Raw genomic sequence first — 19,942 nt, 5'->3', positions numbered from 1 at the left:
TATGTTCTGTACGGGGGGTTGTCCCGCTCAGCGGTTGAGCGCTGCGACGCCTGCCCGCGCGAACTTCTCGTCCAGGTCACCGCTCGGGGCGCCCGCGACGCCGATGCCCGCGACGGGCGCGCCCTTGGCGGTCACAGGAACGCCACCGGCGAGGAACAGCGTGCCCGGGATGTCCTTGAGGTTCGGCGCCTTGTCGAGGCGCTCGGCGAGCACGGAGGTGGGGGCGTTCCAGGAGACAGCGGTGTAGCCCTTCTTCTCGGCGGACTCGTAGGACTGCGGCCCCGCGCCGTCGCCGCGCAGCGTGACGACGGTGTTGCCGTTGCGGTCGACGACGGCCACGGAGACCCGCTGGTTCTCCTTCTTCGCGGCGTCGAGGGCGGCCTGCGCGGCCTTGGTGGCGGCGGCGACGGTCAGGTGCGTGGACCGGCCGAGGTTCTTGTCGCCCGCGTCGGCGGTGACGGCGGCCTTCGTGGCGGCGTCCGGGGTGCCGGCGCTGGCGGCGGATACGGCACCGAAGGCCCCGGCGCCGAGAGCGGCGGCGGCGACCGTGACGGTGAGGACGCGGGTGCGGAGGGAGAGCTTCTGCATCGGGGGCTCCTGGGTAGGGAGGGGGGCTTGTTCCCCTCTGCCGTCAATCCTCGGGTCGCGCCCGCGCCCCGCCCCTCGGCATACCGGCTGGGAGCCCCGCGCGACTCGGCCGACACCGGGGTCAGCCGATCGGTTGACCCCTCGGTGGCCCGAGCGAGCCACAATGAAGGTGTCTGCCCAGTTCAGCGACGCGCGACGGCGGTACGAGAAGCCGGGGGCAGACGCAATGCCGTAGATGCCGGTGATGCAGGTGATGCTGGTGATGCCGGAGATGCCGGTACGAGAGGGAGGCGCCCCGTGGGACAGCGCACGCCGGGCCCCCGCCCCCGCCCCCGCACGGAGGACCCCGACGCCCGCCGGCTCGCGGCCGTCATGCACGCGACGTTCTACCTGCTCCTCGCCACCTCGCTGGCCCGCTTCCTGCTGCGCCACCCCGGCGGCGCACGCGTCCCGTGGATCATCGCGCTGGCGGCGGTGCTGGCCGTCCTGTACGCCCTCCCCTTCCTGACCAGCACGCCTCTGCGTACGACGAATACGCCACTGGAGGAACACGACGCCACGCCCCTGCCGCCGGGGCCCGCGCCCGGCGCCGCCCGCCCCACTCCCCGCCGCCTCACGTGGCTCGCGCTGGTCGTCGCGGTCTGGCTGGTCCTCGTCGTTCTGGCGCCGAGCTTCGGGTGGTGCGCGGTGCCGCTCTTCTACACCGGGCTGCGTACGTTGCCGCAGCGCGCGGCCCTGGCCCTGGTGGCCGTCCTGACCGGCTGCGTGATCGCGTCGCAGCTGCGGCTCGCGGGCCGCTACGACCCCGACCTGATCCTCGGGCCACCCGCCGTGTCGGCGATCGCGACGGCCGTCTTCATCCACATGCGGCGCCAGGCCGCCCGCCAGCGGGAGCTGATCGACGATCTCATCCGCACCCGCCGCGAACTGGCCGCCACCGAGCGCCGCGAGGGCACGCTCGCCGAACGCCAGCGCCTCTCCATGGAGATCCACGACACGCTGGCCCAGGGCCTGTCCAGCCAGCAGATGCTGCTCCAGGCGGCCGACCGCCTCTGGGACACGGATGCGGCGAGGGCCCGCGCCCATGTGCGTACCGCCGAGTCGATCACCGAGCGCGGCCTCGCCGAAGCCCGGCGCTTCGTGCACGACCTGGCGCCCGCCGACCTCGCCGACGGCGGCGGTCTGCCAGAGGCCCTGCGGGCGCTCGCGGAGCGGGAGTCGGATGCCGGCCTCACGGTGCGCTTCCACGCCGAGGGCGCCCTTGTGCCGCTGCCGGACCGGGTCGGCTCGGCGCTGCTGCGGACGGCGCAGGGTGCGCTGGCCAACGTACGAGAACACGCCGACGCCACCACCGCGGCGCTGACCCTGACCCTCCTCGACGACCAGGTGGTCCTGGACGTCGCGGACGACGGCCGCGGCTTCACCCCGCCGTCCGGCACGGCACCGCGGTCGGGCGTACGCGGCCACGGCCTCCCCGCGATCCGGGCACGGGCCCGGCAGCTCGGCGGCACCCTGACCATCGAGTCGACGCCGAACGAGGGATCGGTCCTCTCCGTCGCGATCCCGCTGGGGTCCGTGGCGAACCGGCCCGGGTCCGGGGCGAACCCGTCCGGGCCCGGGGCGAACCCGCCCGACGCACAAACGCCCCTGCCCGACACACCGTCGCCCCCACCCGACGCACCGTCGCCCCCGCCCGACACACCTTCGCCCCCACCCGACGCACCGTCACCCCCTTCGGAGCCGCTGTCATGACCGAGAACGTGCCCCGTGCCGTCCGTCTCCTGGTCTGCGACGACCACGCGGTCGTACGTGCGGGTCTGCTCGCCCTGCTCGGCAGCGCACCGCGCATCGAGGTGGTCGGTGAGACGGGCACGGGCGAGGAGGCGGTCGCCCTGGCCGCGAAGCTGACGCCCGACGTGGTCCTGATGGACCTCCAGCTCGGCGAGGGCATCGACGGCGTGGAGGCGACTCGCCGCATCACCTCGCCGTCGCCGGGCGCCCCGCCGCACGTCCTGGTCCTGACGACGTACGACACCGACGCGGACGTCACGCGAGCGATAGAGGCGGGCGCCACGGGCTACCTCCTCAAGGCGGAACGCCCCGAGGAACTCTTCTCGGCGATCCATGCCGCCTCCCAGGGCCGCACCACGCTCTCGCCGCCGGTCGCCTCCCGCGTCATGGCCCGCATGCGCGCCCCCGTGCCCACGCTCACGGACCGCGAACGCGACATCCTCGGCCAGCTCTCGCGCGGCCTCGGCAACCGTGACATCGCCCGCGCCCTGTTCATCAGCGAGGCCACGGTGAAGACACACCTGGGCCGCATCTACGACAAGCTCGGCGTCGACACGCGGGCGGGCGCGGTGGCGCTGGCGAAGGAACAGCGGTTGCTGCCGTGACCGCGGGCGACGAGGGCGGCGCACGCCCCGCCGTTCATGGTCCCGCCGCTGCTGACGGCCGTGACGTGGTCGTACGGGAAGAGGCACCGGCCGCTGTGACGGGCCCCGCCCGACGCCGCTCCGGCGCGACCGGCGGCCGGGCCGTGACACCATCGACTCCGTGCTCGACATCGGCTACGCGCTCTCCCGCCGCTTCCCTGACCCCCCGCAGCTCGACTACAGCCGCGCGGACGTCCACACGCTCCGTCATGACCTCTTCTGCGGGGACGTCTACCTGGCGGACACCAAGGCGGACCGGGAACTGTCCACAGCCTGGGGATGGGTGCCCGTCCTCGACTTCGCGTGGGCGCTGTGCGACATCGTGGAGACCCTGGACAAGAACCCGCTCGGCAGCAGGGCCTCGCGGCCGCAGTACGCGGAGCTGGACTTCACGGAGTCCGCGGACCGGATGCTGTTCACCCGGCGGTTCGGCTGGGTGGACATCGAGGCGGACTGGATGGACGCGGAGGAGGCTCCGCTGTCCTTCTCCCACGCCGAGCTTCGCCGCGAGGCGCGTGACTTCCTCCACGACCTCGTGGCGGACCTGACGGACCTCCACGACTCCCTGGCGGACAACCCGGCCCTGTGGTCCCTCCAATCCCGCTACCCCCGCCTCCCCGCCTAGCCTCCCGCCCAGGGCCCGTCGCCGCCTCCGCCCACCCCGCCGGGTCGCCCGGCGGCCCATGGGCGGCGGCCCATGGGCGGTCGGCTCCGGTCAAGGCCTAGAGGCCGGCCACCCGTACGCCCACCTGCGCCGCGAACCCCGCCGCCAGGTCCATCAGCTGCTCCGGGCTGATCACCGCGCCCGCCAGGCATTCGATGCCCCGCGTGATCTGGAGCTCTCCCGCGGCGCGCAGGTCCACGTCCTTCATGCGGGTGCCGCTGAAGTCGACCCCCCGCATCGAGCAGCCCAGGAACGCCACCCGCTCCAGGGAGGCGAGCGCGAAGTCCGGCTCCACCAGCACGCAGTCCTCGAAGATCACGTCCCGCAGCCGCGCCTTCCGCACGTTCAGATAGTCGATCTTGCCGCCCCGCACCACGACCCGCTCCAGCACGCCCCCGTGCAACTGCACACCGCCGAGCCGCGCGTCCACCACCTCCACGTCCCGCAGCGACGCCTCCGCCAGGTCCGTGCCGACCCCCCGCGGCTCCCGGAGGACCGAGTCCACGAAGCGCGCGCGGCTCAGCCGGGTCTCGCCGAGCCCGCAGCCCGTCAGTGCGCAGTCCATGAAGAGCGCGCCGCCCCCGTCCATCCCGCCGAGGTCGAGGCCGTCGAACTCCACCCCGTCATAGTCCCCGTCGGGCACCAGCTCCCCACCGTCGAATGGCCTCAGCGGCGGCATCCGCACCTCGGCCCGCCGCGCGGCCTTGACCACCGGAACGGCCTTCGAGGACCGCGAGGACTTCGAGGACTTCGTCGTCTGACCCATGCCCCCCATCCTGCACGCCCCCACTGACAACGCCCCCGAAGAACCCCGAAGAACCCCGGAGCACCCCCACAGCCACCCGGTCGCCCGGCCACCCACCCCCCGAGGCCCAATCCCCCGGGCCCCAACCCCGCCGATGTCACATCCCGCCCCCTCCCACCCGTCGAAGAAGTGAAGCCCAGCAGAGAGGGAGCCCCGCAATGCCCACGCCCCACGCCACGCACGTCACCGTCATCGGCGGCGGCTTCGCCGGTCTCACCGCGGCGATCACCGCCGCGGAAGCCGGCGCCCGCGTGACCTTGCACGAGTCCCACCACACCCTCGGCGGCCGGGCCCGCACCGCCGACGGCCCGTACCGGACGAACGAGGGCCCGCACGCCCTCTACAACGGCGGCCCGCACTGGACCTGGCTCAAGCAGCGCGACCTCATCGGCCCCCTGGCCCCGCTGCCGCTCCTGGAGGGCGCACGGATCCGCTTCCACCACCACGGGAAACTGCGCCGCACCCCGCCCTTCGGCCTGCTCAGGCTGCTGAGCCGGAAGGTCGAACAGGCCCCCGTCGACGAGGACTTCATGTCCTGGGCCACACGCCAGGTCGGCGAGGAGGGCGCGCGGGCCGCCGCGCACTACGTCGGCGTGGCCACGTTCCACCACGACCCCGGCGCCCTCTCCGCCCGCTTCGTCCACGAGCGCCTGCGCCGCACGGCGAAGCTGCCCCCGGAGGCGCACTACCCGCGCGGCGGCTGGGACTCGGTCATCGACCGCATGGCGGCGATGGCCTGGAACCTCGGCGTACGGGTGGAGACGCTGGCCCGCGTCGACGACCTCGCCGACGTCACGGGGCGCGGTCCTGTCATCGTGGCCACGTCGCTCGACGCCGCCCGCCGCCTGCTCGGCGGCGACCCGGCCCTGCACTGGGAGAGCGGCCGCACCACGCTCGTCGACGTGGCGTTCCGCACCCGCGCCGGCGACGCCTTCGCCGTGTCGGACCTGGACCGCACCGGCTGGGTGGAGCGTTTCACCGCCCAGGACCGCACGCTCGCCCCGGCGGGTGAACAGCTCGTCCAGGCACAGCTCCCGCTCGCCCCCGACGAGTCGAAGGCGGAGGGTGTCGCCCGCGCCGAGCACCTGCTCGACCTGGGGTTCAGCGGCTGGCGCGACCGGCTGACGTGGCGCCGCGCATCCGTGGCGAACGGCCGTACGGGCGCGGTGGACCGCCCTGGCACCACCTGGCGGGACCGCCCGGCGATCGACCGCGGCGACGACGTGTACCTGGCGGGCGACCAGGTGGCGGCGCCCGGCGTGCTCTGTGAGGTGTCGTTCAACAGCGCGGTGGGGGCCGTGTCATCGGCGCTGACGAAATCGAGGGCCAAGTTGATGACAAGCACGAGCACGAGCACGAGCACGGGCACGGGCACGCGGACGGGGACGAGCACGCGGACGGGGACAGGGACGGGGACGGCGACAGGCACAGGGACGGCGACAGGGACGCAGACGGGGGCTTGACCTCAACTCCACTTCAGGTTGAAGGGTTGGCGTCGAAGGGCCACAAGGGCAGAAACGCCGGCACCCGCCGACCGCAACCGCCCTGACTCCGCAAAGGCCCTGATGAGCCCGAAGGAGCCCCCATGCAAGAGCCCAGTGGCGCCACGATGCACGCCGTCCGCCTCCACGCCTTCGGGCCCGCCGAAAACCTCGTGTACGAGGAGACGGCCCGCCCCGAACCCGCCGCGGGCCAGGTCCGCGTGGCCGTGGCCGCGGCCGGCGTGCACCTCCTGGACGCCGCGATCCGCGAGGGCACGCCGGGCCCGCTGCCCGAACTGCCCGCTCTCCCCACGATCCCCGGCCGTGAAGTGGCCGGTACGGTCGAGGCGCTGGGCGAGGGCGTCGACCCGTCCTGGCTCGGCAAGCGCGTCGTCGCCCACATCGGCTTCGCCCCCGGAGGCTATGCCGAGCAGGCCGTCACCGAGACGTCCCGCCTCCACGAGCTCCCCGCCGACCTGGACTTCGCCGAGGCGGTCGCCCTGATCGGCACGGGGCGTACGACGATGGGGATACTCCAGTTCGCGGAGCCGGCCGCCGACTCCGTGGTCGTCGTACCCGCCGCGGCCGGCGGCATCGGCACGCTCCTCACGCAGTACGCCAAGCACCGGGGAGCCACGGTCATCGGGCTTGCGGGCGGCCCCGAGAAGGTGGCCCGCGTCCGCGCGAACGGCGCCGACCTGGCCGTGGACTACAAGAACCCGGCCTGGCCGGACGAAGTGCGTACGTACCTGAAGCAGCAGCTCGACGGCCGCTCCGCCACGGTCGTCTTCGACGGCGTGGGCGGCGAGGCGGGCCTGGCCGCGGTGGACCTGCTCGGCCCCGGCGGCGTACACATCGTCTTCGGCTGGTCCGGCGAGGGCCTGCACGACGGCGGGCCGCTGAAGTTCACCGAGGAGGAGCTGGCCGCGCGCGGCATCACGCAGATCGACGTCCTCGGCCCGGCGATGATGCGCAAGGCGGGCAGTGACAACCCCGTGCGCACCCTGGAGCTCGCCGCCCTCGCCGAGGCGGCCACGGGCCACTTCACCCCGGCCGTACAGCGCTACCCCCTGGCAGAGGCCGCGGCGGCCCACCGCGCGCTGGAGTCCCGCGGCACGATGGGCAAGGTGGTCCTGATCCCCTGATCCCCTGCCCCGGGGGCGCGCGGCAGCAGGGCAGCGAGGCGGTGAGGCGAAATGGTCTAGACGGAGGGCCGGCCGCCGAGCGTCGTGAGCGCGGCGTCGGCCAGCCGGTACACGGTCCACTCGTCCTGGGCGCGCGCCTCGAGCGACCGGTAGAAGTTGATCGACGGCTCGTTCCAGTCGAGGACGGACCATTCGAGCCGCTCGTAGCCACGCTCCACGCAGATGCGGGCGAGTTCGGTGAGCAGGGCCTTGCCGTGCCCGCCGCCGCGCGCCTCAGGACGTACGTACAGGTCCTCAAGGTAGATGCCGTGCACTCCCCGCCACGTCGAGAAGTTGAGGAACCACAGCGCGAAGCCGACGGTCTCCCCGGAGGCGTCGTCCTGCGCGATGTGCGCGAACGCGGCGGGCCGCTCCCCGAACAGCGCCTCGCGGAGCTGCTCCTCGGTGGCCACGGCCTCGTCGGCCGCCTTCTCGTACGTGGCGAGATCGCGGACGAGGGCGTGGATGACGGGCACGTCGGCAGGTACGGCGGTACGAATCATGCGCGCAGGCTAACCAACGCCCCGCCCCTCGCCCCCCCCGGCCCTGGGCCCTGGCCCTTGCCCCCGCCGGCCCCCGACCCCTGACCCCTGACCCCCGTCCCCCGTCCCCCGGAGCAGCCCACCACCCCTGGCCCCTCAGTCCGGCGCTCCCCGCCTCACGCCGCGAGGAGCCGCCGTGCGAGTTCCAGGTCGGCCGGCTCCAGCGGTCTGCCGTCCTCGATCTCCCAGAGCGCGTTCTGCAGGACACGGCCGAGCGTCCACGCGCGGGCCCGCTCCCGGTCCAGGCCGAGAACCTCGGTCATCGCGTCGAAGCGCCACAGCACCTCACCCGGCTCGAACGCGTTGTTCAGGGCGGGCCAGAGGTCGAACCCCGGGTCACCGGCCAGCGGCTTCGGGTCGATGGCGAGCCACGGCGCGCGCTCGGACGCCAGGACGTTGTCGAAGTGCAGGTCCCAGTGGAGCATCCGGTCCCCCGCCTCGCCCATGACCTCGCGCACAGCGTCCCCGCACCGCGCGACGAGCGCCCGCTCGGCGGGATCGGGGACGGCCTTCAGGGCCCCCGGCAGATCGTCGACCATCCCCGCCGCGATGTCCGCGAGCCGCCGCATGCCTTCGGGGGCGGGCCCGGCCGTCAGGCGGGCGAGCAGCTCCGCGATGACGAGGACCGCCTCGCGGGTGTCGGCCATGGCGGACAACGCCCGCCCGGCGTCGAGCCGTTCGAGCAGCATCGCGCCGGTGTCCGCGTCGTGGTCGAGGAGCCGCACGGCCCCGTCGCCGCCCCACATCCGCAACGCGACCGGCTCGCCCTCGGTCTCCTCGTCCAGGACCTGGAACTTCACCACGGCGGGCGTCCCGTCGCTCCGCAGCACGGGCAGAACGAGCGCCGCCTGGCCGTGCATGGGCCCGCCGTCGGGCGTGAGATCCCAGCGCTCGGCGAACTCCCGTACCCGCGCCGGGAGTCCGGCGACGAACGCGCGCCCCGCCTCACCCGCGTACATGTGCTGCGACTCGATCAGCCCGTCCGGAACGCGAATGTCGATCACGCCCACGATCCTAATCCGCGCGCGTTACGGGTCAGGAGATCCCGGCGGCCTTGAGCTCCTTGGCGAACGCCGCCTGGTCGTACATCGCGTCGCCCGCGGACTTCTTCCCGTCGATGAAGACGGTGGGCGTGCCCTGGATCCCGTCCTTCGAGAAGGACTTCATGGTCTCGCCGACCCACTTCTCGTACGTACCGTTGGTCACCGCCTTGTCGAAGGCGTCGCCCCGCAGCCCGTCGACCTTGTCGGCGATCTTCAACAGGAACGCCGGGGTGTAGGCGTCGTCGCTCTCCTCCGCGGGCTGGTTGGCGAAGACGGCGGCGTGGAACTGCGGGAACTTGCCCGCGTCCACCGCGGCCCGCAGCGCGTTCGCCGCGTTCACCGAGCCGCTGCCGCCGAGGTTCTTGTCGAGGAACGAGGCGATCGTGTACTCGACCTTGACCTTGCCCGCGGCCACCGGCCCGACCAGCGCCCGAGCCCCGCCCTCCTCGAACTTGCCGCAGAACGGGCAGCGCAAGTCCTCGTAGACCTTGACCGTGTGCCCGGCACTCGGGTCGCCCACGGTGATCACGCCGCCCTCGACCGAGGCGGGGGTGTCGGCGAGCCGGTCGCTGCCGGCGGGCGGCGCCTCCGCCTCGGGAGCCCCGGCCGCGGGATCCTCCGACTCCGCGGGCTTCCCGGACTCCCCGGACTCCCCGGACTTCTCGGGGGCCGCCGAAAAGGACTTCCCTGCGCCGCTGCCCTCACCGTCGCTACCGCCGTCGTCGGGACCACAGGCGGACGCGGTCGCCCCGATCAGCGCCGCCGCGACCACAGCGGCGGCGACACGCCCAGCCTTACGCCCGCCCTTGCCCCCGGCCTTGTGTACGGCCATGAGTTGAGCCCTCCCAGTTGTGCGGGCACGTGCTGCCCAAAGCAGCAAAACCTACCCCGCCCCGCCGCCCGGCACGGTGAACGGCGGCTGTCCCCACAACGGCATCGCGGGACACGACCTCCCCCACGCCTTGAGGGCGCGCCCCACGACTACGGCCCCGCGATCCAAGATCGCGGGGCCGTAGTCCCAGGCCAGCCGAAGAGCCCCCTGTCGGATTCGAACCGACGACCTACGCATTACAAGTTGTCCGATCTTGGTCCGAGGGCGTACACAGCCGTTCATTGGCGAACAGTAAGGCCAGGCCACCCGGCTCGGCGGACCAATACGGATGCCGACAGAATGCCGTGGACGCTGGGACAACCGAGACCAGAACTGAGACCTGGGCACGACTCGTTGCCTGTCCAGGTGCGCCTCTCGGCACCAGACGCCACGTCAGGTTTGCCGGAGTCGGCGTACCATGCTGAGCCTGGATCATCGCTAGGAGCCCGGGGGGGACCTTGATTCACAGCCGCTTCCGCACAGTCTCGTTCTATGAGGTAGTCCGAGGCAAGGACGACCACAATCCGCGCATGGAACTCGTGGACTGGCAGCAAGCCCTGGGCGACGTACTCCGCAGACCCGCCGCCCAAAGGACGTTCACCACACCTGACAGCGACGACACCTACATCGGTGAATCAGTCGCCTACCTCAACCAGATGCACCTGATTGTCGGACGGATCGGCGCAGGCAACATGCAAACCGTCGACCTCGACCATGGGCACATCGAAGAACTACGCCTCGAAGGAAATAGAGGCTTCATCGACACCACCACGATCTGTTTCCTCGACTACGGGAACATCATCGGCGTGATGCGTGGAAACCAGTCAGCCCCTGGTTCTTCCGCTATGCAACGATGGATGAACGCATGCGGAATGATCACGGAAGATGTGGCGTTATGGCCTGTCATCTCTAAGAGCGTATGGGAAAAACTTGAGAACGCTTCAGCGGTCCACAACGTAGAATTCACATTTCGCCCCAACCCGGCATGGATGCCTCAAGATGGTGTGTCCCTCTTCGGTTTCGGTAGAGAGGCTGGAGAACGGTACTCGGACCACCGGGTCACCATCAAAGTGGAAGTACCCAAGCGAGGAGGCGGAGGCCCGACCTCAAGGGCCCGCGGACAGCGACGCCTGCAAGACGACGCCGTGAGCATCGTCTCCGGTCTTGGATACCTCGTAGGTCCCAGCGCCATCGATCGAGCTCGCGCCCTCGTCACATCCCCGACCCCGGACGGCGACCACCGGGAGGAAGCCCTTGACTTCCTGAAGCACCACATCACAGCGAAGAAACGCGTCGAGGTGCGGGATGAAGAGTCACGGCCACGACATGCCGTGGCCGTGCAAGCCATCATGGAGGCTGCTCACGAGCACAGGGACGACCTGCACGCCGCTGTCAGTGGGTAGCTCTATCTTGGGCTTCTCAACAGTGGGGGGCAGACCATGCAACGGCCAATCGAGCTATACAGACGTCTAGTAAGCATTTGGAGCGAGCGCCCAACGATTGACTGGTACCTCGCGCTTGCAGCGACGGCCATCCACCTGAGCACCACACAATTTGAGGCATCTTCCTCATTTTTACGAGGAATAGAAGCCGACCGGCGCGGCGATATATACATGACGATTGCCTCCGTCTCTGCCCTCATCGGGGGATTTGGCACAGCAGCAATCAGTCAATACGCAACGGCAAACGGCAGGAGAATGCTAGAGCTGCGGCGCCGGTTTGGAGTGAGTCTTCGCCGGAACTGGTCCGGAATTTTAGTATCGATGCTTGCAGTCTCCGGCGGAAGTCTTCTGACTTTAGCGCGAGACACAGGAAAAGAAGTCGGCGCGATCGGCTGGCTAATCGAAGGACTACTTGCACTCGGCGTTCTACGGTCAATGCGCCTCGTCTGGCTTTTCAGCATGCTGATCGACATGGCCGATGCCGACGTAACCGAAGTTCAGCGATCACCTGCAATACGCGTAGCTAACCGCTACCCAAATCCACCGCCCGAGTAGTCGGAAAGTGACACGCTTAGCCCTATGCGCCGCCACAGGTTTCCTGCACCACGAGCCGACTCGTGAAGCCTGCGGACCGCAACCGCTCGTAAGCCCAAACGATTTCGTCCGGGATCGGCAGCTCGATCATGAACCCACGTCGGGGATAGAGCATGAGCCGCTGTTGCGCCCCGACGAGCATGTCGACGACGAGGCGCGAGTCACCAATGGAATCCACATACTCCTGGAGCAGCATTGGGGTAGACGCACTCACCCACTCAACTTCGGGCCAGAGCTTCCGCGCCGTGGCGTACGCCCGCCGTTCCTCATACGGCTTGCTGACCAACAGCGCCGACGAGACAGGAACGCCCCGCTCTTCGAGCAGGGCACGAGAGAAGCGGATGTTCTCGCCCGTGTTCCGGGCACGCGGCTCAACGAGGATGGCGTCCGAAGGCACCCCGAGCTCGATGGCCCGCTCTCGGTAGTGCTCGGCTTCGCCCCGAGGCATGCGCTCGCGCGTCGTGCGACTCGTCGCCCCGGTGAAGACGATGACCGGCATCATCCCGCGCCGGTACAAGCCGACCGTGGTGTCGGCCACCCCCAAGTCATGGCTGCCGAGGCCGACCGCCACGGAGCAGGGGCGCGGTTCATGGCCCATCTGTTGGAAGTCCCAGAGCCGTTGGGCATCCGCCCACGCCTGCGTAGAGATCACTGGCTCTCGCCTTCCGCGTTCGCCGAGTCGGGCACCTTGAAGTCGTAGGACCACGAGAACCGTGTTGCCGCGTGAACCCCGATCGCGTACTCCACCACGGTCCCGTCTGCGGTGTACGTGGTGCGGTGCAGCTCCACCACCCACTCCCCCGGCGAGAGCTGGAGGAGCTGAGCCTCGTCCGCGGTCGGGGTACGCGCGAACAGCTCTTCCTTCATGTGGTCAATCTCGTACCCGGCGTCGTACAGCACGCGGAAGCCACCGCCCCGACCCGCAGGGCCCGGGGTCGGGTCGACCAACCGTGTCCCCTCGACGTGCTCAGGGCGGTAGTAACTGGTCAGCGTGTGGGTCGGCTGCGCCCCCTCCTTCACGAGGCGCGCACGCGCATAGACCTCAGCACCGTCGGGCAACCCGTGCGCTTCGGCTACGGGTGCCGGCGCCTTCACGCGGCTGACCTTCTGGGTCTGCTCGTTCCTGCGGTAGGCGCGACCCGACGCCACTCGGTCAGCGATAAACGCGACTTCGTCGCCATCGCGCCACTTGGCCTTGTCGTATCGAGCGATACCCAACCGCTTCAACGGGGTCTGCTGTCGCACGACGGTGCCGTGGCCGCGAGACGAGACCACCAGTCCTTCGGCCTCCAGAGCCTTGTACGCCGCATGGACGGTGGACTTCGATCCCTCCCCCGCCTCCACCTGCTCCCGGATGTGCGGAAGCTGCTGGCCAGGTGCGTACTCGCCGTTCCTGATCCGCTCGGCAAGCCGGTCCGCCAGCTCTCGCCACTTGGGTGCCACGCAGAACTCCTCTCGACGCGTCCCAGTGAAACACAGTCCCAGGACTGTTGACAGTCCTGGGACTGTGGGTGCATTGTCGTCTCAGGCCGCTCGCAGTCCTAGGACAGCGAGTCGGAGCAACCCTCTTGGGGGTTGCTTCTGGCCCAGACGGTTCGGGATAGCTCGCTCTCACGGGGGTGGGCCCCGCGCTGGTGATGCTTGAGAACTCAACAGAGTGCCCAACCCAGCCGTCTGCTCACGGATGGTCGATGGGTTGGAGGTCAGTCCGCCCCACCTCGGCAAGCAAGAGGGCGGACGCGCCCGGGTTCTGTCCCCGTGCGCGGAACAGCGCATCTCGACGTCCGCGGCTTGGCCGCGGCCGGTTGCCTCCGCTGCTCGTCTCGTACGAGCGGCGCTGAGGGGAGCCGGACATTCCGATTCCAACGGCGCGCGGCCCCGGTGCGGGAACACCGGGGCCGCTGTTCGGGCCGTTCCTGTATGAGAGGAACACGACCCAATGAACCACATCGTTACTGTTCAGGACGCTGTTACCGCGTTCGCCGACTTCATGGAGCCGACGAGCGTCGAGCTGGACGCGATCGAGCAGGAGATGCCCGCGATCCTCGCGGACGTCGACCTGCTCGACGCGCAGATCATCACCCTTGACCGTGTGCCGTCCGAGCTGGACGAGCGGCGCATCCGGCGGGCCCGTCGCAAGGTGCTCGCCGCCCGCCGAATCCTCGCCAACACGTCCGCCACCGGCTTTTCGGGGGTGGGCGCGTGAGTGCCATCGAGTCAAATCTGTCGGCCGCGCACGCCGAGGTCAAGGCCGAGATCGTCCGCACCGACACCAAGACCAGCCTGCTCCTCGCGTTCGTCGGTGCGCTGCTGGCGGGGACGTGGACGGTCGCCAAGGACGTGGCCCTGTCGCTGCCCGCCCTCGTGGTCGGCGGCGCTGGCACCGGCCTGCTGCTCGCTGCGGCGGGCCTGCTGCTGTCCTCGGTCCGCCCGAACCTGGGTGGCGCCCCGGTGGGGTTCCCGCTGTGGGCGACGCTGAGCGCTGAGGAGATCAGCGCCGAGCTCGCCGAGGACCGGCGTGCGCAGCACATCGCGGAGCTGTCCCGGATCGCGGTGGCCAAGTTCACCGGCCTGAAGCGGGCCGTGGATCTGACCCGCGTGGGCGGGGCCCTGCTCGTCGTCGCCGCGCTCATCACGCTCGGGGGTGGTCTGGCGTGAGCGAGCAGATCCCGGCCGACCGGAACCTGATCGTCTTCCGCGTCGCCGCGCTGCTGTCCATCGCTGCCTCGGTTGGCTCCCTGGTGGGGGGTTTGCCGTGGCTCGCGGCCGTGTCCGCCGTGTGCTTCACCGGGCAGCTCGTCGGCTGGCGTCGCCACGCCCGTCAGAAGGGGGATGCATCGTGATCCGCATCATCACCGCCAAGCGCTTGGCGCTGCTGGAAGCCGATACGCACGCGGCGTTCGAGCGGGCCCGCCAGACCGGACAGGCCGCCCACGAAGCGCTCGCCCGGCACACCCGGGAACTGTCCGCCGTAACCGACCGCGCGGAGCAGGCGGAGACGGCCACGACCGAAGTGGGCACGCTTCTGTCCCGTGCCGTGGAAGAGCTGTCTGCCGCGCAGCAAGACCTTCTGTTGAAGGACATCGAGATCCGTCGGCTGCGCGAGGAGTTGGCGGGCGAGTCGATGGAGGGGCAGACGCTCACGGTGCTGCTCCGCTACGGCGAGCCGCACACCGTCTACGCCTCCCGCGAGGACGCACTCGCCGACACCGCCACGCACGGCGTGCCCGCCGGAACCGGTTGGGTTCCGGCGGATGAACGCCCGCCGTTGGTGGTCCCGTGGCGCTGTGAGGCGTTCATGTACGACGCCGCGTGCAACGGGTTCCGTCGCGCGTCTGTGCTCGCTCCGGCTCCGGTGGGGGAGGCGGCATGAACAGTGTTCAGACCCGTTCAGCAGAGCGCGCGTTGTCGGGCGGCACGTGGTCGATCGTGTGCGGGGCGATGCTCTACTCCATCCTCACCGTGACGCCGTTGATGGCCGAGCACACGGCCGACGCGTGGGACTGGACGGCACCGATTCTGCCGATCGTGGTGGACGCGGCGGTGGTCATCGTGGTCAAGCTCGATGACGTGCTGGCCCGTCTGGGCGGGCACGGCGGCCGGTGGCCCATCGTGCTGCGGTGGATGACCGGCCTGATGACCCTCGCGCTCAACACGGCCGACTCCGCCCTGAACAAAGACCTGGTCGGCATGGCCGTCCACTCCGTGGCGCCGCTGCTGCTCATCGTCACGGCAGAGACCAGCCTGGCCTACCGGCGGGCCATCGCCCGCGCGGTGGCCGCCCTGGACGCCGAGCAGCAGGCCGAGCAAGAACGACGCGAGCAGGCGGCCCGCGAGCGGGCCGAGCAGGCCCGTGCCGAGGCCCGCGAAGAGCGCGAGCACGCCGCTGCTCTCGCGCGTGAACAGCGTGAACATGAGGCCCGCATCGCCCGCGAGCAGGCCGAGCGGGAGGAACGCCGGCAGCGCGAGGAGCGCGAGGCCCGTGAGCGGGTGGAGGCTGCCGAGCGGGAGAGCCGTGAACGGCGTGAACGGCGTGAACGCGAGCGTGAACAGCGTGAACAAGAGCGGCTGCGGCGTGAACAGCAGGTCCGGCAGCGGGCCGAAGCCGAGCAGCAGGAGCGCGCCGCACTGGCGGAGCGTGAACAGCGTGAACGCCAGGAGCGTGCGGCCCGTGAACGCGCCGCACTGCTGAATCGCGGCCCCGCCGACGGCAAGCTGCCCGAGGGCGAGGCCCGCAAGATCGTGGCCGCCGCGTTCGCTGCGGGCCTGTCGGTGCGGGTGACGGCCGAACTGTGCGGCTGGTCGGTCGGCTGGGTCTCCCACCGCTATGCCGAGCACCGCGACCCCAGCACGCAGGGCCCTGATCTCGCGATCGCGAGTCAGTGATGGCCACGCTGCCGGTGTACCGGTGGCGCCTGGCCCCGGACGGCTACGCCACCCGCCGCCAACTCAGGGCCCGCGGTCTGCGCCCGGGTGGTCAGTGCGTGGCCGCGCAGCTTGAACGGCCACGCCGCCGCCGGGGCCCACTGGTCGCCTACCTCTACCGCGTCGACCTGGCCAAGCCCGTCCGGCCGATGACCGAAGCGCGGTGGGCGGCGCTGGCCAGGGCCAATGCCGCCCGCCGGCACTGCCCGCAGTGCGAGCGCGATGCGGGCTACGTCATCCCCACCTCGCTCGGCACCTGCGTGCCCTGCGCCTACCCCGAACCCTGCGACCTCCCGAGGAGCGCCCGTCATGGGTAAGCCCGACACCCGTCGTCTGGACCGTGAGATCCAGCAGACGGCCCGCAAGCTGACCGCCGTGCAGAACCGCGAGATGTGGCCGCTGGACGGCCGCGAACGCCGCGCCATCCTCTCCGCGGTTGCCTCCAGCTCGGTCAAGGTGGTGCGGCACAAGAGCACCGCCCGCGACGAGTCCAAGGCCGACACCGCCTGGAGCGCCGCCGAGATGCGGCTGAACGCGGAGATCATCGCCTTGCAGGCCGAGCGGCAGCGCATCGTGAACGAGAACGCCAAGGCCAAGGCCGCCAAGAAGTCCTCGGGCTGGTGGTGAGCATGGCCCAGCGTTGCCCCGCCGCACACCCGGAAGACCCCACGCCCTGCGTCGGTCCCCTCGTGGTCACGGTGCTGGACGCGGTCGGCGGCGGGGCCGACGGGTGCGAGCACCACGGCGCCCGTCTGCTGGCCTCCCTCACCCGCGGACGCGTCTACGCCCTGCCCGAGGCCCCGACCGGTGCCGCCATTCGCGTCTTCGCTGCCGCCGCCGGTACCCGCCCGTTCTGCTGGGTCGACGGCCCGCGCAGTGAGCCCTCGCAGCTCAGCGACAACGAGAACCGCGCCCGCCACACCCGCTGACCCACCGGGGTGGCCGCCCCGCCACGGGCCCGGCCACCCCGGCACCCCTCACACTTCGCGCCCCTGCGGCGCAGTCAGGAGTTCTCCCTCATGAGCGGCACCGTCGTTCCCCTGCACACGAACCCCGACCCACCCAACGACACCGACACCGACACCGAGACTGAGGCCGCGTCCGTGACCACGCTGCGCGTGGTTCCCGACCCGGCCCCGGTGCCGCTGTGGGTGCGCTCCAGGCGCGCGGTGCGGCGCATCGCCACCGACGAGCGCACCCGCGAGGCAGGCCGGTCCGCGGTCCGCCACAGCATGTACGTGCTGGGCGGCACGCGGATCGTGGCCCGCCGGACCTGGGACGGGCGCACCGGCTCCCGCTACGAGCGCCTGCTCCGCGCCGCCGAAGCCGCCGGGAACTACGAGGTGGCCCAGGAGTGGGAAGAGCGCTTGCAGCGCTTCCGCGAGGATCGCCACCGCCGCCGCATGGACCTGCTGCACTCCCCCGTCGACGCCGCCAAGGGTCTGGCCGTCGGCACCGGGGTGGGCATCGGCGCCCTGGTGGCGCTCGGCGTCGTGATGGCCGTCAACAACGGCGACGTGGCCGACACCCTCACCCCGCTCGCCGCCACGATCGAGTTCATCGGCCTGCTCATCCGGATCGTGCAGGTCGTGTGGGGCCCCGCCCTCACCATCGGCCCGTTCCTCGCCCTGCTCGCCCTGTGGTCGGTCGGCCGCAAGCAGCAGGCCGCCCCGAACTGGGCCCTGCCCGCCACCGTCCGCTCCGGCGACGGTGAGCCCATCACCCCCTCGATCGTCGTCAAGGCCCTGCGGGATCTCGGCGTGCCCGCACTGCGCAACGCCATCAAGGAAATGGACGATGCCGGCGCCGCCATGCTGGGCCCGATCCGGATTGCCGGATGCGGCGTAGAAGTCGATGTCACGCTTCCGTCCGGGGTCTCCACGATCGAGGTGCAGACCAAGCGGCGCAAGCTCGCCGAGAACCTGACCCGGCACGAGCACGAAGTGTTCATCACCATCCCTGAAGCGGCCCGCACGGTGCGGCTGTGGATCGCCGACTCCGGCGCGCTGGACGAGCCGATCGGCCCCTCCCCGATGGTCACCGACGAGACGATGACCGCCGACTACGTCAAGGGCAAGGCCCCGTGGGGTCAGGACCTGCGCGGCGACGCCGCGGCGCTGAGCCTCTACCAGCGTCACCTTCTGATCACGGGACTCTCGAACCAGGGCAAGACCGTTGCCCTGCGCTCTCTGGCGCTGTGGCTGGCCCTTGACCGGTCGGTGGAGTTCTGGATGGGCGACCTCAAGGGCGTGGGGGACTGGGCCATGTTCGACGGCCTCGCCACCCGTCTTATCCAGGGCCCGACCGACGAGCATGTCATCGAGGTCACCGAGATGGTGGAGGACGCGGTGGAAGAGATGAACCGCCGTATCCAGGCGCCGCCCGGGACTGTGTTCCCGCTGCTGGTGGTCATCGTGGACGAGGCGCAGATGGCGTTCATGTGTCCGGCCATCGGCGACGACAAGCGGCCCTATGGCGGCTCCAAGGCCACCTCCCGGTACTTCATGGCCGTCCGCAAGATTCACAACCAGGGGCGGGCGGTGAACGTGCTGATGTGGCAGGGCACCCAGGACCCCACCGACCAGAACCTTCCCAAGCTGGTCCGCGAAGGCGCCCACACCCGCGCCTCCCTCGCCCTGGGTACGGAGTCCCAGGCCCGCATGGCCCTGGGGGACAAGGCAGTCGACGGCGGGGCCGCCCCGAACCTGCTGCGTCCGGGGCTGGACCGGGGAACCCTGGTCGTCGCCTCTGACGGCGTCACCATCCCGGCCGGACAGTCGTCCATCACCGTGCGCACGCACTACATCGACGACGACGCCGCCAAGGCCATCACCGACCGCGCCAAGGCCCTGCGCGCCGGGGCCATCGCCACCCTGCACACCATCGACCGCGGCGAAGACCGTGACGCGCTCGCCGATATCGCCGACGTGTTCGGCGACGCCCCGCGGCTGCGTACCAACGAGGTGCTGAAGCGGCTGCACGCGCTGGACCCGAAGGCCTACGGCGACCAGTGGACCAACGACCGGCTGAAGCGGGAGCTGGAGGAGCACGGCGAGGAGCCGAAGAAGTCCCACGGGGTCATGGTCGTCCACCGCGATCACGTCCTGCGGGCCCTCGCCAACCGCGACAACAGCGGTTCCGCTTCCACCGCCGGATAGCGGGGAGCGAACACCCTCCGGCCCGGGGAGGCGGGGAGAACTCCCCAAACGCCTCCCCGGACCGCCTCCCCCGCTCTGATCAGCGAAAACACCACTTCGGGGAGGCGGGGAGGCGCGCAGGTCAGCACCCCTGAAACCCCCTCCGCAGCGCCCCTGCAAGGGGGTGCCGCCGCCTCCCCCACCACTGCCGTGAAGGGATTCCGCATGTACCCCGACACCACCCCCGCGACGGGCGCCACGGGCGCCGGTCTGAGCGAGGCGCAGGCCGCAACCGAGGCGGCGCGGATCATCGCCGACGCCTACCGGCCCACCGCCTACCGCGACGAAACCCCGGTCCCGGCCTACGGCGACACCCCGGCCGTCGCTCAGCCCGGACGGCCCCCGATGGGTCAGGGCGCCACCGATGCAAGCGTGCTCATGCTCGCCGGAGGCACCACCACCGTCATGGTCGGCGGCACGGCCGCTGGGCTGATGTACATCTCCCAGTTCGCCGACCCGCTCGTCTGCGGTCTCGTCTTCGGCGCCCCCACCGCCCTCCTGCTCGCCCTCGCCCGGCTCGCCCGTCGGGCGAAGCCCGAACCCGAGATCCACCACCACTACGAGGGCCCCGTCCACCAGGACCGGCGCACCGTCCACAGCCGCACGAACGGCGTGTGGGCCAAGACCGACACCCACCAGTAGCTACGCCAAGGGCGGCCTCCCATTCCGCC

The 19,942-nt window shown here is 70.9% G+C and carries 23 protein-coding genes; 16 read left to right on the top strand and 7 right to left on the bottom strand.

The window, feature by feature from the left end:
• Positions 1-27 precede the first annotated feature (27 nt).
• Positions 28-588: a GlcG/HbpS family heme-binding protein gene (locus ACRAKF_RS21805; protein WP_447038953.1), complete on the bottom strand. Its 561-nt coding sequence runs from the start codon at positions 586-588 to the stop codon at positions 28-30.
• Between the two features lie 372 nt (positions 589-960).
• Between ACRAKF_RS21805 and ACRAKF_RS21800 the strand changes: the two genes are divergently transcribed.
• The 3 genes from ACRAKF_RS21800 (at position 961) to ACRAKF_RS21790 (ending at position 3,648) form a co-directional block, all read left to right on the top strand.
• A complete protein-coding gene (locus tag ACRAKF_RS21800; protein WP_447042097.1) occupies positions 961-2,340 on the top strand; it encodes a sensor histidine kinase in 1,380 nt (459 codons plus the stop codon).
• The gene (locus ACRAKF_RS21795) at positions 2,337-2,984 is read left to right on the top strand and encodes a response regulator (RefSeq protein WP_447038951.1); all 648 of its coding nucleotides are present in this window, start codon (positions 2,337-2,339) and stop codon (positions 2,982-2,984) included. Before ACRAKF_RS21800 ends, ACRAKF_RS21795 begins: the two co-directional genes overlap by 4 nt.
• A gap of 160 nt (positions 2,985-3,144) precedes the next feature.
• On the top strand, positions 3,145-3,648 hold the full coding sequence (locus ACRAKF_RS21790) for a hypothetical protein (RefSeq protein WP_447038950.1): 504 nt from the start codon (positions 3,145-3,147) through the stop codon (positions 3,646-3,648).
• Between the two features lie 97 nt (positions 3,649-3,745).
• Here the strand turns inward: ACRAKF_RS21790 and ACRAKF_RS21785 are convergent, their stop codons facing one another.
• Entirely contained in the window at positions 3,746-4,453 is a 708-nt protein-coding gene (locus tag ACRAKF_RS21785; protein ID WP_447038948.1) for a pentapeptide repeat-containing protein, read from the bottom strand.
• 197 nt (positions 4,454-4,650) lie between these two features.
• Between ACRAKF_RS21785 and ACRAKF_RS21780 the strand changes: the two genes are divergently transcribed.
• Together ACRAKF_RS21780 and ACRAKF_RS21775 are read left to right on the top strand one after the other, a co-directional pair.
• Positions 4,651-5,955, top strand: coding sequence for an NAD(P)-binding protein (locus ACRAKF_RS21780; RefSeq protein WP_447038947.1), 1,305 nt, complete (start codon positions 4,651-4,653; stop codon positions 5,953-5,955).
• Positions 5,956-6,101: 146 nt separating this feature from the next.
• Positions 6,102-7,118, top strand: coding sequence for a zinc-binding dehydrogenase (locus ACRAKF_RS21775; protein WP_447042095.1), 1,017 nt, complete (start codon positions 6,102-6,104; stop codon positions 7,116-7,118).
• Positions 7,119-7,174: 56 nt separating this feature from the next.
• Here ACRAKF_RS21775 and ACRAKF_RS21770 read toward each other — a convergent pair whose 3' ends face one another.
• The 3 genes from ACRAKF_RS21770 to ACRAKF_RS21760 all read right to left on the bottom strand — a co-directional run bounded on the left by ACRAKF_RS21770 (position 7,175) and on the right by ACRAKF_RS21760 (position 9,574).
• Complete coding sequence (locus ACRAKF_RS21770) at positions 7,175-7,660, bottom strand: N-acetyltransferase family protein (protein WP_447038945.1); 486 nt, start codon at positions 7,658-7,660, stop codon at positions 7,175-7,177.
• A gap of 155 nt (positions 7,661-7,815) precedes the next feature.
• Positions 7,816-8,658: an aminoglycoside phosphotransferase family protein gene (locus ACRAKF_RS21765; RefSeq protein WP_447042093.1), complete on the bottom strand. Its 843-nt coding sequence runs from the start codon at positions 8,656-8,658 to the stop codon at positions 7,816-7,818.
• A 76-nt stretch (positions 8,659-8,734) separates the two neighbouring features.
• Positions 8,735-9,574 (bottom strand): DsbA family protein, encoded by an 840-nt coding sequence (locus tag ACRAKF_RS21760; protein WP_447038943.1) that lies wholly within the window; start codon positions 9,572-9,574, stop codon positions 8,735-8,737.
• 569 nt (positions 9,575-10,143) lie between these two features.
• On the opposite strand from ACRAKF_RS21760, the gene ACRAKF_RS21755 reads away from it, so the two are divergent.
• Positions 10,144-11,016 carry a hypothetical protein gene (locus ACRAKF_RS21755; RefSeq protein WP_447038941.1) on the top strand — a complete coding sequence of 291 codons (873 nt, stop codon included), beginning with the start codon at positions 10,144-10,146 and terminating at the stop codon, positions 11,014-11,016.
• Positions 11,017-11,632: 616 nt separating this feature from the next.
• Here the strand turns inward: ACRAKF_RS21755 and ACRAKF_RS21750 are convergent.
• Together ACRAKF_RS21750 and ACRAKF_RS21745 are read right to left on the bottom strand one after the other, a co-directional pair.
• Positions 11,633-12,301, bottom strand: coding sequence for a YdcF family protein (locus ACRAKF_RS21750; protein WP_447038939.1), 669 nt, complete (start codon positions 12,299-12,301; stop codon positions 11,633-11,635).
• Positions 12,298-13,092, bottom strand: a complete 795-nt coding sequence (locus tag ACRAKF_RS21745) for a GntR family transcriptional regulator (RefSeq protein ID WP_447038937.1) — start codon at positions 13,090-13,092, stop codon at positions 12,298-12,300. The genes ACRAKF_RS21750 and ACRAKF_RS21745 overlap by 4 nt, the downstream gene beginning before the upstream one ends.
• A gap of 496 nt (positions 13,093-13,588) precedes the next feature.
• Between ACRAKF_RS21745 and ACRAKF_RS21740 the strand changes: the two genes are divergently transcribed.
• From ACRAKF_RS21740 to ACRAKF_RS21695, 10 genes are all read left to right on the top strand, one after another.
• On the top strand, positions 13,589-13,855 hold the full coding sequence (locus tag ACRAKF_RS21740; RefSeq protein ID WP_447038936.1) for a DUF6284 family protein: 267 nt from the start codon (positions 13,589-13,591) through the stop codon (positions 13,853-13,855).
• Positions 13,852-14,307, top strand: a complete 456-nt coding sequence (locus ACRAKF_RS21735; RefSeq protein ID WP_447038934.1) for a Pycsar system effector family protein — start codon at positions 13,852-13,854, stop codon at positions 14,305-14,307. Before ACRAKF_RS21740 ends, ACRAKF_RS21735 begins: the two co-directional genes overlap by 4 nt.
• Complete coding sequence (locus ACRAKF_RS21730; protein WP_447038933.1) at positions 14,304-14,492, top strand: hypothetical protein; 189 nt, start codon at positions 14,304-14,306, stop codon at positions 14,490-14,492. Before ACRAKF_RS21735 ends, ACRAKF_RS21730 begins: the two co-directional genes overlap by 4 nt.
• Positions 14,489-15,022 carry a hypothetical protein gene (locus tag ACRAKF_RS21725; protein ID WP_447038932.1) on the top strand — a complete coding sequence of 178 codons (534 nt, stop codon included), beginning with the start codon at positions 14,489-14,491 and terminating at the stop codon, positions 15,020-15,022. The genes ACRAKF_RS21730 and ACRAKF_RS21725 overlap by 4 nt, the downstream gene beginning before the upstream one ends.
• On the top strand, positions 15,019-16,035 hold the full coding sequence (locus tag ACRAKF_RS21720) for a DUF2637 domain-containing protein (RefSeq protein ID WP_447038931.1): 1,017 nt from the start codon (positions 15,019-15,021) through the stop codon (positions 16,033-16,035). The genes ACRAKF_RS21725 and ACRAKF_RS21720 overlap by 4 nt, the downstream gene beginning before the upstream one ends.
• A complete protein-coding gene (locus ACRAKF_RS21715) occupies positions 16,035-16,391 on the top strand; it encodes an RRQRL motif-containing zinc-binding protein (protein ID WP_447038930.1) in 357 nt (118 codons plus the stop codon). Before ACRAKF_RS21720 ends, ACRAKF_RS21715 begins: the two co-directional genes overlap by 1 nt.
• The gene (locus ACRAKF_RS21710) at positions 16,384-16,701 is read left to right on the top strand and encodes a hypothetical protein (RefSeq protein ID WP_447038928.1); all 318 of its coding nucleotides are present in this window, start codon (positions 16,384-16,386) and stop codon (positions 16,699-16,701) included. Before ACRAKF_RS21715 ends, ACRAKF_RS21710 begins: the two co-directional genes overlap by 8 nt.
• Positions 16,702-16,703: 2 nt before the next feature.
• A complete protein-coding gene (locus ACRAKF_RS21705; protein WP_447038926.1) occupies positions 16,704-17,003 on the top strand; it encodes a hypothetical protein in 300 nt (99 codons plus the stop codon).
• Between the two features lie 90 nt (positions 17,004-17,093).
• Positions 17,094-19,232: an FtsK/SpoIIIE domain-containing protein gene (locus tag ACRAKF_RS21700; protein WP_447038925.1), complete on the top strand. Its 2,139-nt coding sequence runs from the start codon at positions 17,094-17,096 to the stop codon at positions 19,230-19,232.
• Between the two features lie 204 nt (positions 19,233-19,436).
• Positions 19,437-19,913 (top strand): hypothetical protein, encoded by a 477-nt coding sequence (locus ACRAKF_RS21695; RefSeq protein ID WP_447038924.1) that lies wholly within the window; start codon positions 19,437-19,439, stop codon positions 19,911-19,913.
• Positions 19,914-19,942 lie beyond the last annotated feature (29 nt).

Source organism: Streptomyces sp. DSM 118878 (assembly GCF_052936595.1).
Note: the sequence above shows the minus strand (reverse complement) of the source record. Positions and strands in the feature narration are given on the sequence as shown.

Excerpts from the sequence above, each read along its gene's own strand:
- ACRAKF_RS21800 (WP_447042097.1), top strand. The coding sequence starts at position 961 with ATGCACGCGACGTTCTACCTGCTCCTCGCCACCTCGCTGGCCCGCTTC.
- ACRAKF_RS21700 (WP_447038925.1), top strand. The coding sequence starts at position 17,094 with ATGAGCGGCACCGTCGTTCCCCTGCACACGAACCCCGACCCACCCAAC.
- ACRAKF_RS21805 (WP_447038953.1), bottom strand. The coding sequence starts at position 588 with ATGCAGAAGCTCTCCCTCCGCACCCGCGTCCTCACCGTCACGGTCGCC.
- ACRAKF_RS21740 (WP_447038936.1), top strand. The coding sequence starts at position 13,589 with ATGAACCACATCGTTACTGTTCAGGACGCTGTTACCGCGTTCGCCGAC.
- ACRAKF_RS21785 (WP_447038948.1), bottom strand. The coding sequence starts at position 4,453 with ATGGGTCAGACGACGAAGTCCTCGAAGTCCTCGCGGTCCTCGAAGGCC.
- ACRAKF_RS21775 (WP_447042095.1), top strand. The coding sequence starts at position 6,102 with ATGCACGCCGTCCGCCTCCACGCCTTCGGGCCCGCCGAAAACCTCGTG.
- ACRAKF_RS21755 (WP_447038941.1), top strand. The coding sequence starts at position 10,144 with ATGGAACTCGTGGACTGGCAGCAAGCCCTGGGCGACGTACTCCGCAGA.
- ACRAKF_RS21710 (WP_447038928.1), top strand. The coding sequence starts at position 16,384 with ATGGGTAAGCCCGACACCCGTCGTCTGGACCGTGAGATCCAGCAGACG.
- ACRAKF_RS21705 (WP_447038926.1), top strand. The coding sequence starts at position 16,704 with ATGGCCCAGCGTTGCCCCGCCGCACACCCGGAAGACCCCACGCCCTGC.
- ACRAKF_RS21795 (WP_447038951.1), top strand. The coding sequence starts at position 2,337 with ATGACCGAGAACGTGCCCCGTGCCGTCCGTCTCCTGGTCTGCGACGAC.
- ACRAKF_RS21695 (WP_447038924.1), top strand. The coding sequence starts at position 19,437 with ATGTACCCCGACACCACCCCCGCGACGGGCGCCACGGGCGCCGGTCTG.
- ACRAKF_RS21760 (WP_447038943.1), bottom strand. The coding sequence starts at position 9,574 with ATGGCCGTACACAAGGCCGGGGGCAAGGGCGGGCGTAAGGCTGGGCGT.
- ACRAKF_RS21720 (WP_447038931.1), top strand. The coding sequence starts at position 15,019 with ATGAACAGTGTTCAGACCCGTTCAGCAGAGCGCGCGTTGTCGGGCGGC.
- ACRAKF_RS21765 (WP_447042093.1), bottom strand. The coding sequence starts at position 8,658 with ATGTACGCGGGTGAGGCGGGGCGCGCGTTCGTCGCCGGACTCCCGGCG.
- ACRAKF_RS21770 (WP_447038945.1), bottom strand. The coding sequence starts at position 7,660 with ATGATTCGTACCGCCGTACCTGCCGACGTGCCCGTCATCCACGCCCTC.
- ACRAKF_RS21715 (WP_447038930.1), top strand. The coding sequence starts at position 16,035 with ATGGCCACGCTGCCGGTGTACCGGTGGCGCCTGGCCCCGGACGGCTAC.
- ACRAKF_RS21780 (WP_447038947.1), top strand. The coding sequence starts at position 4,651 with ATGCCCACGCCCCACGCCACGCACGTCACCGTCATCGGCGGCGGCTTC.